Genomic DNA, 12,815 nt, shown 5'->3' on the forward strand with positions numbered 1-12,815 from the left:
ACGCCACTCTTCTCGTTCTCTTTGTTGAACTGCACGCGGAAGGCTTCGAGGTCGGTGATGTCCGCGTCGTCGTGGTTGGTGACGTGCGGGATGACGACCCAGTTGCGGTGCAGGTTGGCGCCGCTGATCTTCTTGATGCGCGAGAGGTCCTTGCGCTCCACCGGGCCGAACTTGGTGAAGTCCACCTTGGGCCAGGGCAGCAGGTCCAGGCCCACGCCAGAGCCACCACCGCCTGCGGGTGCCTTGGCAGCTTGTGCCTTGGTCTGCACGGCGCCTGCCATCACTTGCTTGGTGAAGGCAGCCACGTCGTCTTGCGTGATGCGGCCCTTGGGGCCGGTGCCCTTGACTTCGTCGATGGGCACACCCAGTTCGCGGGCGAACTTGCGCACCGAAGGCGATGCATGGGGCAGGCCTGCCGTGGGAGTGCCAGGCTGGTGGGCAGGGACAGCCACCGAGGCGGTGGCAGCGGCGGGTGCTGCGGCTGCCACCGCAGGAGCGGCCGCAGCCACTGGGGCTGGTGCCGGCGCAGCGGCCACAACCGGTGCTGCTACAGGCGCTGCAGCAGATGCCGTACCTTCAAGCAGAGCCACCAGATCACCAATGTTGACSGTGTCGCCMAYCTTGACCTTGAGTTCCTTGAGCACGCCGGCSGCSGRCGACGGGATYTCCATSGAGGCCTTGTCGGATTCGACGGTGAACAGGGACTGCTCRRCCTTGATGGTGTCGCCRASCTTGACCAGCATCTCGATGACGGCSACGTCCTTGAAGTCCCCGATGTCGGGCACGCGCACTTCGACCGGGCCTGTGGCCGCAGGGGCTGCAGCAGCAGGAGCTGGCGCAGGTGCCGCCACCGGGGCGGGAGCCGGCGCAGCGGCCGGAGCTGCGGCTGCCCCCGCATCAGCAGACTCCACCACGGCAATCACCGAGCCCTGCTTGACCTTGTCGCCCAGCGCAATCTTGAGCTCCTTGACCACGCCCGCGTGGCTGGATGGGATCTCCATCGATGCCTTGTCCGATTCGACCGTGATGAGCGACTGCTCGGCCTTCACGGTGTCACCCACCTTGACCAGCAACTCGATCACGCCCACTTCGTCGAAGTCCCCGATGTCCGGGACTTGAATGTTGACCAATGCCATTGTTCTGTCTCCGTTCGTTTTATGCGTAGAGCGGGTTGATCTTGTCAGCATTGATGCCGTACTTGGCGATCGCCTCGGCCACCTTGGTGGCGGGCAGCACGCCGTCTTCGCTCAGCGCCTTGAGGGCGGCCACGACGATGTAGTGGCGGTTCACCTCGAAGTGCTCGCGCAGCTTGCTGCGGAAGTCGCTGCGGCCAAAACCGTCGGTGCCCAGCACCTTGTAGTTGCGGCCCTTSGGSAYRAAGGGRCGGATCTGCTCKGCRTAGGCCTTCATGTAGTCGGTSGATGCSACCACGGGGCCCGTACTGCTGCCCAGTTGCTGCGCCACAAACGGCACACGCGGGGTTTCCAGCGGGTGCAGCAGGTTCCAGCGGTCSRCGTCCTGGCCCTCGCGSGTSAGTTCGTTGAAGCTCGGGCAGCTCCACACATCGGCCTGCACGCCCCAGTCGGCGGCCAGCAGGGTTTGGGCGGCCAGCGACTCGCGCAGGATGGTGCCCGAACCCAGCAGTTGCACGCGCTTGTCACCCTCGGCGCCGGGCTTGCACAGGTACATGCCCTTGATGATCTGCTCYTCGGTGCCTTCCACGAGGCCSGGCATCGGGTAGTTCTCGTTSAGCAGCGTGAKGTAGTAGWAGACGTTKTCCTGCTKCTCGACCATGCGCTTSARRCCAYGGTGCAKGATCACSSCCACTTCGTGSGCRAAGGTSGGGTCGTAGCTCACGCAGTTGGGGATGGTGTTGGCCAGGATGTGRCTGTGRCCRTCTTCGTGCTGCAGGCCTTCACCGTTGAGCGTGGTACGGCCCGAGGTGCCGCCCAGCAAGAAGCCACGGGCCTGCATGTCACCCGCAGCCCAGGCCAGGTCGCCAATGCGCTGGAAGCCGAACATCGAGTAGTACACGTAGAACGGCACCATGATGCGGTTGTTGGTGCTGTAGCTGGTGGCGGCAGCGATCCAGCTGGCCATACCGCCGGCTTCGTTGATGCCTTCCTGCAGGATCTGGCCGGCCTTGTCTTCCTTGTAGTACATCACCTGGTCGCGATCGACCGGGGTGTACAGCTGGCCCTTGGGGTTGTAGATGCCGATCTGGCGGAACAGGCCTTCCATGCCGAAGGTGCGGGCCTCATCCACCAGGATGGGCACCACACGCGGCCCCAGGGCCTGGTCGCGCAGCAGTTGCGTGATGAAGCGCACGTAGGCCTGGGTGGTGGAGATTTCACGGCCTTCGGCCGTGGGCTCCAGGATGGCCTTGAAGGTCTCGATGGCGGGCACGGTGAAGTGCTCGTCCGCCTTGGGACGACGCTTGGGGAGGTAGCCRCCCAGSGCCTTGCGGCGCTCGTGCAGGTACTKCATYTCCGGSGTGTCRTCGGCCGGCYTGTAGTACGGAATGTCAGCCAGCTGGCTGTCCGGGATCGGGATGTTGAAGCGGTCGCGGATGTACTTGATGTCCTCGTCCGACAGCTTCTTGGTCTGGTGCACGGTGTTCTTGCCTTCACCGGCCTTGCCCATGCCATAACCCTTGACGGTCTTGACCAGCAGCACGGTGGGCTGGTTCTTGTGCTCATTGGCAGCGTGGAAGGCGGCATACACCTTGGCGGGCTCGTGGCCGCCACGGCGCAGCTCGAACACCTCTTCGTCTGTCATGTGCTCGACGAGCTTGAGCGTCTCGGGGTACTTGCCGAAGAAGTTCTTGCGCACGAAGGCGCCATCGTTGGCCTTCATGGCCTGGTAATCGCCGTCCAGCGTTTCCATCATCAGCTGCTTGAGCTTGCCGGTCTTGTCGCGGGCCAGCAAGGCATCCCAGCCATTGCCCCACAGCAGCTTGATCACGTTCCAGCCCGCGCCGCGGAACTCGCCTTCGAGTTCTTGCACGATCTTGCCGTTACCCCGCACTGGGCCGTCCAGGCGCTGCAGATTGCAGTTGATCACGAAGACCAGGTTGTCGAGGTTTTCGCGCGCGGCCAGGCCGATGGCGCCCAGGGATTCGGGTTCGTCCATTTCACCGTCACCGCAGAACACCCACACCTTGCGGTTTTCGGTGTTGGCAATGCCACGGGCGTGCAGGTACTTGAGGAAGCGGGCCTGATAGATGGCCATCAATGGCCCCAGGCCCATGGACACCGTAGGGAACTGCCAGAACTCGGGCATCAGCTTGGGGTGCGGGTAGCTGGACAGGCCCTTGCCGTCCACTTCCTGGCGGAAGCTGTCGAGCTGCTCTTCGCTCAGGCGGCCCTCGAGGTAAGCGCGCGCATAGATGCCGGGGGCGCTGTGGCCCTGGATGTACAGCAGGTCACCGCCGTGGTCTTCGCTGGCGGCATGCCAGAAGTGGTTGAAGCCCGCACCGAACATGCTGGCCACCGAGGCAAACGAACCAATGTGACCGCCCAGGTCGCCGCCGTCGGCAGGGTTCAGGCGGTTGGCACGCACCACCATGGCCATGGCGTTCCAGCGCATGTAGGCGCGCAGGCGCTTTTCGATGGCGATGTTGCCAGGGCAGTGCGCCTCTTTTTCCGGCTCGATGGTGTTGACGTAACCAGTGTTGGCAGAAAACGGCAGGTCGATGCTGCTCTGGCGGGCGTGTTCAAGAAGTTGTTCCAACAGGAAGTGGGCGCGCTCTGGGCCCTCCTTGTCGATCACGGCGGACAGCGCGTCCATCCATTCACGGGTTTCTTGCTGGTCGGTATCGGAACCGATGCCGAAACCGGCCTGAGGGTCGGGCTGAGCTGACATGCTTTGTCTCCTGTAGGTGTGGCAGCAATTTAGTACGTTGGCTCTAGTTTCGCATATTTTTTCGTAATTTCAAATGGTGCCTATTCATTTCATATTGCAATAATTTGCTGCAGGCGCACATGATGCAGAAGGCCTGAGCACTCCCGGGGCTCCTCTACACTCCCTACATGGATTCGATGCCCACCACCCCCTCCCCCACGGCCACGACCGTGGCAGCGCCGATACGCTGGTGGCGCAAGTGGTGGCGCGGCTTGTCGCCCACCCGGCAAGACCGTTTTGCCGCACTCGCCCCCCTCGCGGCAGTGCTGATGTTCTTGGCCGCCATCGTTGCGGCGTTCTGGTACCTGCGCGCCRAAGAAGCCGAACGCGAACAAGAAGCCCTACGGCGCGACGTGGAATACGCCCAGCAGCGCGTACGCCTGCGCCTGCTGGAACGGCAAGAGCAACTCATGCGCATCGCACGCGATGTGTCCAACCAGGACCTGGGTAAGGCAGAGTTCATCAGCCGCGCCGAGGCACTGATCAGCCAGTACCCTGAGCTGCAGGCCATCACCTGGATTGACGACCGCCGACGCATCCGCGCAAGCCAAGCCGCCCCGACACTGGCCAGTGGTGAGCTGCGCATCGCAGGCGAAGTCCTCAAGCCCGGGGACACCGCCGACACCTTTGGCCTGGCGCGGGACCTGCAGCAACCGGTGTACGCGCAGCCGGCCGCCACGTCGGGCGATGCGACCCCATTGCTGCAGTTGCAGGTACCGCTCAACAACCAGGGCAAGTTCAGCGGCGTGGTGCTGGGTGAATATTCCATCGACAGCCTGCTGCGCTACGGCACCCCCACCGAAGTGCTGGCGCGCTACGCGGTGACGCTGCTCGACAGCAAGAACCAGGTGCTGGCGGGCACGCCGCTGGGCCCGCGCAACAAGGCCACCCAGTTGCTCCCCTGGACGCCCAAGGCCAACGAGTACGAGGTACCGGTCTCCCCCGTTGGCAACGGTCTGGTGCTGCGCGCCCAGGCCTACCGCACGTCGCTTGGCGTGGTGGGCAGCGGGCTGTTCTGGCTGGTGGGCACGCTGAGCGCGATGACGGCCTGGATGCTGATCGCCACCTGGCGCCACACCCGTCGCCGCATGCAGGCGCAAGAGGCCCTGGTGGCCGAGACCAACTTTCGCCGGGCGATGGAAAACTCCATCCTCACCGGCATGCGCGCCCTAGACATGGAAGGCCGCATCAGCTATGTGAACGCCGCCTTTTGCCAGATGACGGGCTGGAGTGCCGAAGAGCTGGTGGGCCTGAAGGCCCCATTCCCCTACTGGCCCGAGGCCGATCACGAAACCCTGCAGGCCAAGCTGCGCGACGAACTGCGCGGCAACACCATGGCAGGCGGCTTTCAGGTGCGCGTCAAGCGCAAGAGCGGGACGCTGTTCGACGCCCGGCTCTATGTGTCTCCGCTGATCGACGCCCATGGCCAGCAGACGGGCTGGATGACCTCGATGACCGACATCACCGAGCCCAACCGCATCCGCGAACAACTTTCCGCATCGCACGAGCGCTTCACCATCGTGCTGGAGTCGCTGGACGCCTCGGTGTCGGTGGCCCCCCTGGGCAGCGAAGAGCTGCTGTTTGCCAACAAGCTCTACCGCCAGTGGTTCGGGTCGCAAACCGGCGGGCACCTGCAACTGGTGGCGCAGGCAGGCGTGGTGCCGATTGCGGGCAAGGAGCAAAGTGGCATGGACGATGAGGACGGCCTGATGGGCCTGCCCACCGACACGCTGACCAGCGCCCGCAGTGAAAACGCCGAGATCTACCTGCCCGACCTGGGCAAGTGGCTGGAAGTGCGCTCGCGCTATCTGAACTGGGTGGACGGCCGCCTGGCCCAGATGGTGATTGCCACGGACATCACCCCCCGCCGCCTGGCTGAAGAGCAGGCCCAGCGGCAGGCCGAGCGCGCGCAGTCGGTCAGCCGCCTCATCACCATGGGCGAGATGGCGTCCAGCGTGGCGCACGAACTCAACCAGCCGCTCACCGCCATCAACAACTACTGCAGCGGCATGGTTTCGCGCATCCAGAGCGGCCAGCTCACCGAAGAGGCCCTGCTCACCGCCCTGCAAAAGACAGCGCACCAGGCGCAGCGCGCAGGCCAGATCATCCAGCGGATCCGCTCGTTCGTGAAAAAGAGCGAGCCCAACCGCACGCTGGCCGATGTGCATTCGATGGTCAACGAAGCCGTCGAGCTGGCCGACATCGAACTGCGCCGGCACAACGTGCGCCTGACGCACTACGTCGCCGCGCGCCTGCCGCAAGTGATGGCCGACACCATCCTGATCGAGCAGGTGCTCGTCAACCTGATGAAGAACGGCGCCGAGGCCATCCAGCACGCCGACCGCCCCGCCCCCAACCGCAGCGTGGAGCTGCGTGTGGTGCCCAAGCAGATCGATGACCRCCAGGTGGTCGAGTTCTCGGTGCAGGACACCGGCAAGGGGCTGGCCCCCGAAGTGMTGGASCGCCTGTWCGAGGCCTTCTTCTCCACCAAGCMSGAAGGCATGGGCATSGGSCTSAAYCTSTGCCGCASCATCGTSGAGTCCCACCRSGGCCGGATGCAGGCGGAGAACMTCTACAATGGCTCGGAGGTTACAGGCTGCAGGTTCTCCTTCTGGCTGCCGCTTGCCAAGCCTGCTGATGCCACTACAAATTCTGTAGCAAACGAACAAAACCCAAGGACTGTTGCATGAGCTTGATTCCGAAAAAAGGCACTGTTTACGTTGTGGACGACGACGAAGCMGTKCGMGATTCSCTGCARTGGCTGCTSGAAGGCAAGGACTACCGGGTKCGYTGCTTYGATTCGGCCGAGWCSTTTCTCTCACGCTACGATCCGCGCGAGGTSGCCTGYCTGATCGTSGACATCCGCATGGSCGGCATGACYGGCCTSGAACTGCAGGATCGCCTCATTGAGCGCAAATCGCCGCTTCCCATCGTTTTCATCACCGGCCACGGGGACGTGCCTATGGCCGTGAACACGATGAAGAAAGGCGCGCTGGACTTCATCCAGAAGCCTTTTGACGAAGAAGAGCTGGTGGGCCTGGTCGAGCGCATGCTGGACCACGCCCGCGAAGCCTTCGCGGGCTACCAGCAGKCSGCCAGCCGCGAYGCSCTGCTGTCCAAGCTCACCRGCCGCGAGGCSCAGGTGCTCGARCGCATCGTSGCCGGYCGCCTGAACAAGCAGATYGCYGACGACCTGGGCATCAGCATCAAGACGGTSGAGGCRCACCGCGCCAACATCATGGAAAAGCTCAACGCCAACACSGTGGCCGATCTGCTCAAGATCGCTCTGGGGCAGAACGCGCCCAAGGGCTGATTGCTCCCATTTTGATAGCTACCAGCGCATATTGCACTAGCGCTACCAGCCATTTTGACTTGTATTTTCTGACATGACAGCCCAACTCATCGACGGCAACGCCCTTTCCCGCCAACTTCGCAGCGAGGTGGCGCAACGCGCTGCCGCCCTCATCGCCCGTGGCCACCAGCCTGGCCTGGCGGTGATTCTGGTGGGTGAAGACCCAGCCTCGGCCGTGTATGTGCGCAACAAGGTCAAGGCCTGCGAGGACAGCGGCGTGCGCTCCATCTTTGAAAAGTACGACGCCGATCTCAGCGAGGCTGCGCTGCTGGCACGCATCGAAGCCCTCAATGCCGACCCCACGGTGCACGGCATCCTGGTGCAGATGCCCCTGCCCAAGCACATTGACCCGCACAAGGTCATCGAGGCCATTGCCACCTCCAAGGATGTGGATGGCTACTCGGTGCTGTCGGCTGGCGAACTCATGGCGGGGCTGGACGGTTTCCGCCCCTGCACGCCCTACGGCAGCATGAAGCTCATCGAGTCCACGGGCCAGTCGATCAAGGGCAAACATGCCGTGGTCATCGGGCGCAGCAATACCGTGGGCAAGCCCATGGCCCTGCTGCTGCTGCAGGCCAATGCCACGGTCACCGTCACCCACAGCGGCACCCCCGACCTGGGCTACCACACCCGCCAGGCAGACATCGTGGTGGCTGCGGTCGGCCGCGCCAACACGCTCACCGCCGACATGGTCAAGCCCGGTGCCATCGTGATCGACGTGGGCATCAACCGCAAGGCCGACGGCAAGCTGTGTGGCGATGTGGACTTTGAGGGCGTCAAAGAGGTGGCGGGCTGGATCACCCCCGTCCCTGGCGGGGTTGGACCCATGACCATTACCATGCTGCTGGTGAACGCCATCGAAGCCGCCGAGCGGGCTGCCGCGCGCTGACCGCGCCCGGGGAAGACGCCAGCCGCTTTGCAACTTGAACCTGCGCCGCCTGGCGCCATCTAATCCCGCATGAGCAACGCCCTTCTCGACTTCTCCGACCTCCCCGCCTTTGACCGCATCACCCCACAGGACGTAGCCCCTGCGGTTGATGTGCTGCTGGAGCGTGCCAATCAGGCTCTGGAGACCGTCACGTCGCCCGACTTCCCTGCCCGCTGGGATGCCATCGCCAAGGTGCTGGATGTAGCCACCGAACAGCTCGGCCGCGCCTGGGGAGCTGTCAGCCACCTCAACAGCGTTGCCGACACACCGGAACTGCGCGCGGCCTACAACGCCGCCCTGCCCCGCGTCACGGAGTTCTGGACCCGCCTGGGCGCTGACGAACGCCTCTATGCCAAGTACAAGGCCATCGACCCCGCCACCCTGACGCCCGAGCAGCGCCAAGCCCACCGCAACGCAGTGCGCAACTTCGTGCTCAGCGGCGCTGAGCTGACCGGGGTGGCCAAAGAGCGCTTCGCCCAGATCCAGGAACGCCAGGCCGAGCTGAGCCAGAAGTTCAGCGAAAACGCGCTGGACGCCACCGATGCCTTTGCCTACTACGCCACCGCTGAGGAACTGGACGGTGTACCGGCCGATGTGCAGCAAGCCGCTTTGGCGGCCGCACAGGCGGACGGGAAACCCGGCTACAAGCTCACCCTGAAGATGCCTTGCTACCTGCCGGTGATGCAGTTTGCCACCCGCAGCGACCTGCGCGCCAAGCTGTACCGCGCCTATGTCACCCGTGCCTCGGACCAGGCCGAAGGCGAAGGCCAGAAATTCGACAACACCGCGCTGATTGGCGAAATCCTGGCCTTGCGCCGAGAAGAAGCCCAGCTGCTGGGCTACGCCAACTTTGGTGAAGTCTCCGTGGTGCCCAAGATGGCCCAGTCGCCCGCCGAGGTTGTCCAGTTCTTGCGTGATCTCGCCCGCCGCGCCCGGCCCTATGCCGAAAAGGACGTGGCCGACCTGCGCGCCTTTGCSGCSGARCACYTGGGCCTGGCCGATCCGCAGCCCTGGGACTGGCCCTACATCTCTGAAAAGCTCAAGGAAGCCCGCTATGCCTTCAGCGAGCAGGAGCTCAAGGCGTACTTCACGGCACCCAAGGTATTGGCAGGCCTGTTCAAGATCATTGAGACGCTGTTTGAAGTGTCCATCCGCCGCGACACGGCACCGGTGTGGCACCCTGCGGTGGAGTTCTATCGCATCGAACGCAACGGCCAACTAGTGGGCCAGTTCTACCTCGACCAGCCCGCCCGCACCGGCAAGCGGGGCGGCGCCTGGATGGATGACGTGCGCACGCGCTGGCAGCGCCCCGACACCGGAGTGCTGCAAACGCCGATTGCCCACCTCGTCTGCAACTTCGCGGACGGCGTGGACGGCAAGCCGCCACTGTTGACCCATGACGACGTGATCACGCTGTTCCATGAATTTGGCCATGGACTGCATCACATGCTGACCCAGGTGAACGARCGCGAYGTKTCCGGCATYGGCGGCGTCGARTGGGACGCSGTSGAGCTGCCSAGCCAGTTCATGGAAAACTTCTGCTGGGARTGGGATGTGCTCAGRCACATGACGGCCCACGTSGACRCCGGCGAGCCGCTGCCGCGCRCGCTGTTYGACAAGATGAYCGCCGCCAAGAACTTCCAGAGCGGCATGCAGACCCTGCGCCAGATCGAGTTTGCCTTGTTCGACATGCTGCTGCACACCGAACACGACCCGGCCCAGGACTTCATGCCCCTCCTGACCCAGGTGCGCCAGGAAGTGGCCGTGCTGCAGCCGCCCGCGTTCAGCCGCACGGCCCACACCTTCAGCCACATCTTTGCCGGCGGCTATGCAGCGGGGTACTACAGCTACAAATGGGCCGAGGTACTCAGCGCCGACGCCTACGCCGCCTTTGAAGAAACCGCCGGTACCGACGGCTTGCCCAGCACCGAAACCGGGAGACGCTACCGTGAGGCCATTCTGGAAGCGGGTGGCAGCCGCCCCGCCATGGAGTCCTTCAAGGCCTTCCGTGGCCGCGAGCCCAGTCTGGATGCCCTGCTGCGCCACCAGGGCATGGCGGAAGAACTGACCGCCTGAGTGCGGTCTGTCGCCTGGCCTCTAAAAACCACAGCCCCACAAGAATGAGGAGAACCCGCATGCCCCGTACTACGTTCGCTCCTGCCGCTGCCTCCTTGTTGATGGCCCTCGCCTCAGTGGGGGCCCAGGCGCAGAATGTCTATCGCATTGTCGGGCCCGACGGCAAGGTGACTTTCTCGGACCGCCCTCCGGCCGAAACTACGGCACCGCCCGCGCGCAGCCCTGCAACCCCGACTGCCGCGACCGCAAGCCCTGCAGCGGCCAATGGAGCGTTGCCTTACGAACTGCGCCAGGTGGCCAACCGGTACCCGGTGACCATCTACACCGGCAATGACTGCGCACCCTGCGGAAGCTTGCGCAACATGCTGACATCACGCGGTGTGCCGTACACCGAGCGCACAGTGGCCAGCAATGAGGACATTGCCGCACTGCAACGCCTGAGTGGCAGCACCAGCCTGCCTTTTGGCACCATTGGCGGCCAGCAACTGGTGGGCTTTTCAGACGCGGAGTGGATCCAATACCTCGACGCAGCGGGCTACCCCAAACAATCCCAGTTGCCCAGCAACTACCGCCAGCCAGCGCCCACCCCGCTGGTTGCGGCCAAGCCGGTGGAGTCCGCACCCGCCGCTGAACCGAAAGCGCCGGCACGGCCCGCGCTCCCTCCACCGGTCAATGACGGCCCAACACCAAGCAATCCCGCCGGTATCCGGTTCTGACACTGTGATGTAGCCCCCTCCAGGCGGCTACGTCCTTCCATTCACCTCCACCCAACAGAAAGAGGCCTCCAGAGGCCCCTTTTGTATTGGTGAACTATGGGGGTGGACTTGTCACCCACCCCACCACCATTCCTCAATAGGTGATGGTCTTCACGCCCTGCGCCGTACCCAGCAGGCACACGGATGCCTTCTGGTGGGCAAACACACCCACGGTCACCACGCCAGGCCATTGGTTGATCTCTGACTCGAACGCCAGCGGGTCGGTGATGGACAAGCCCTTCACATCCAGAATGTGCTGGCCGTTGTCAGTCACCAGTGGCTGTCCGTCCTTGAGTCGCAGGCTGGCCTGTCCACCCATGGCGGCAAAACGGCGCGCAATGTGATTGGCAGCCATCGGGATCACCTCCACCGGCAACGGGAACTGGCCCAGGGCCTTCACCAACTTGGATTCGTCGGCAATACACACAAAGCGCTCGGCCAATGCTGCCACGATCTTCTCGCGTGTCAGTGCAGCGCCGCCGCCCTTGACCATGTAACCCTGACCGTCGATCTCGTCCGCGCCGTCGATGTAGACGGAGAGCGATGGCACCTCATTGGCATCGAACACGGCAATACCCAGTGCCTTCAGGCGTTCGGTGCTGGCTACGGAACTGGATACAGCGCCCTTGATCTGGTCCTTCATGCCCGCCAGGGCGTCAATGAACTTGTTGACGGTGGAGCCGGTGCCCACCCCCACAATCTCGCCAGGCACCACGTATTGCAGCGCGGCTTGGCCTACCAGGGTCTTGAGTTCGTCTTGGGTCAGGGGAGTGGTGGTCGTCATGGGAGAAAATCGGGGGTAATCCTGAATTATCTCCCCATGTCCCTGATCCCCTACGCCCTCACCCGCCCCTTTCTCTTCGGCATGGATGCCGAGGCCGCCCACGAACTCACCATGGACATGCTGGCGCGCGGGCAGCGCACGCCGCTGCAGTGGGCCTGGTGCAACGAAACTGTGAACGACCCCATCACCCTGGCGGGGCTGAAGTTTCCCAACCGCGTGGGCATGGCGGCGGGCCTGGACAAGAATGCGCGCTGCATTGACGCGCTGGGCGCCATGGGTTTCGGTTTTGTGGAAGTGGGCACTGTGACCCCTAAAGCGCAGCCGGGCAACCCCAAGCCGCGCATGTTTCGCCTGCCCGAGGCCCGCGCACTCATCAACCGTCTGGGCTTCAACAACGAAGGCCTGGATGCCTTCCTGCGCAATGTGCAGCAGGCGCAGTTTCGCAAGCAGAACCGTCAGCACCCCATGCTGCTCGGTCTCAACATCGGCAAGAACGCCACCACGCCCATAGAGAACGCCACCAGCGACTACCTGATCTGCCTGGAGGGCGTATACCCCCATGCCGACTATGTGACGGTCAACATCAGCTCACCCAACACCCAGAACCTGCGCGCATTGCAAAGCGATGCCGCGCTGGATGCACTGCTGGGAGCGATTGCCGAGCGCCGTGAGACGCTGGCCGCCCAGCACCAGCGGCGCGTGCCGGTTTTCGTGAAGATTGCACCGGACCTGGATGAAGCCCAGGTGGCAGTGATCGCCGCCACGCTGCAGCGCCACGGCATGGACGGTGTGATTGCCACCAACACGACCATCAGCCGCGCTGCGGTGCAGGGCATGCGCCACGCAGAAGAGACGGGGGGGTTGAGTGGCACTCCGGTGCTGGAAGCCAGCAACCAGGTCATTCGGCAGCTGCGCGCAACCTTGGGCAGCGGATTCCCCATCATTGGTGTCGGCGGCATCATGAGCGCCGACGACGCAGTGAGCAAGATTCGTGCAGGGGCAGACGTGGTGCAGATC

At 63.9% G+C, this 12,815-nt stretch carries 9 protein-coding genes; 6 read left to right on the forward strand and 3 right to left on the reverse strand.

Going from position 1 to position 12,815, the window contains the following annotated elements:
- On the reverse strand, positions 1-1,136 hold a 1,136-nt coding region (locus AC04MI_RS18865), incomplete at its 3' end, for a biotin/lipoyl-containing protein (RefSeq protein WP_476498410.1).
- Between the two features lie 19 nt (positions 1,137-1,155).
- The gene (gene aceE / locus AC04MI_RS18870; RefSeq protein ID WP_476498411.1) at positions 1,156-3,864 is read right to left on the reverse strand and encodes a pyruvate dehydrogenase (acetyl-transferring), homodimeric type; all 2,709 of its coding nucleotides are present in this window, start codon (positions 3,862-3,864) and stop codon (positions 1,156-1,158) included.
- A gap of 167 nt (positions 3,865-4,031) precedes the next feature.
- Here aceE and AC04MI_RS18875 point away from each other — a divergent pair, with 167 nt between their 5' ends.
- The 5 genes from AC04MI_RS18875 (at position 4,032) to AC04MI_RS18895 (ending at position 10,975) form a co-directional block, all read left to right on the forward strand.
- A complete protein-coding gene (locus tag AC04MI_RS18875; RefSeq protein ID WP_476498412.1) occupies positions 4,032-6,593 on the forward strand; it encodes a PAS domain S-box protein in 2,562 nt (853 codons plus the stop codon).
- The gene (locus AC04MI_RS18880; RefSeq protein WP_476498413.1) at positions 6,590-7,216 is read left to right on the forward strand and encodes a response regulator transcription factor; all 627 of its coding nucleotides are present in this window, start codon (positions 6,590-6,592) and stop codon (positions 7,214-7,216) included. The genes AC04MI_RS18875 and AC04MI_RS18880 overlap by 4 nt, the downstream gene beginning before the upstream one ends.
- A 73-nt stretch (positions 7,217-7,289) precedes the next feature.
- Positions 7,290-8,144 carry a bifunctional methylenetetrahydrofolate dehydrogenase/methenyltetrahydrofolate cyclohydrolase FolD gene (gene folD / locus AC04MI_RS18885; protein WP_436077235.1) on the forward strand — a complete coding sequence of 285 codons (855 nt, stop codon included), beginning with the start codon at positions 7,290-7,292 and terminating at the stop codon, positions 8,142-8,144.
- 69 nt (positions 8,145-8,213) lie between these two features.
- Positions 8,214-10,259 (forward strand): M3 family metallopeptidase, encoded by a 2,046-nt coding sequence (locus tag AC04MI_RS18890; RefSeq protein ID WP_476498414.1) that lies wholly within the window; start codon positions 8,214-8,216, stop codon positions 10,257-10,259.
- A 59-nt stretch (positions 10,260-10,318) separates the two neighbouring features.
- Positions 10,319-10,975 carry a glutaredoxin family protein gene (locus AC04MI_RS18895; RefSeq protein ID WP_288850366.1) on the forward strand — a complete coding sequence of 219 codons (657 nt, stop codon included), beginning with the start codon at positions 10,319-10,321 and terminating at the stop codon, positions 10,973-10,975.
- A gap of 133 nt (positions 10,976-11,108) precedes the next feature.
- Here AC04MI_RS18895 and rpiA read toward each other — a convergent pair whose 3' ends face one another.
- On the reverse strand, positions 11,109-11,798 hold the full coding sequence (rpiA, locus tag AC04MI_RS18900; protein WP_056744695.1) for a ribose-5-phosphate isomerase RpiA: 690 nt from the start codon (positions 11,796-11,798) through the stop codon (positions 11,109-11,111).
- A 36-nt stretch (positions 11,799-11,834) separates the two neighbouring features.
- Here rpiA and AC04MI_RS18905 point away from each other — a divergent pair.
- A partial coding sequence (locus AC04MI_RS18905) for a quinone-dependent dihydroorotate dehydrogenase (RefSeq protein WP_476498415.1) occupies positions 11,835-12,815 on the forward strand: 981 nt, incomplete at its 3' end.

It is taken from the genome of Acidovorax sp. LjRoot204 (assembly GCF_056175785.1).

Excerpts from the sequence above, each read along its gene's own strand:
- folD (WP_436077235.1), top strand. The coding sequence starts at position 7,290 with ATGACAGCCCAACTCATCGACGGCAACGCCCTTTCCCGCCAACTTCGC.
- AC04MI_RS18895 (WP_288850366.1), top strand. The coding sequence starts at position 10,319 with ATGCCCCGTACTACGTTCGCTCCTGCCGCTGCCTCCTTGTTGATGGCC.
- rpiA (WP_056744695.1), bottom strand. The coding sequence starts at position 11,798 with ATGACGACCACCACTCCCCTGACCCAAGACGAACTCAAGACCCTGGTA.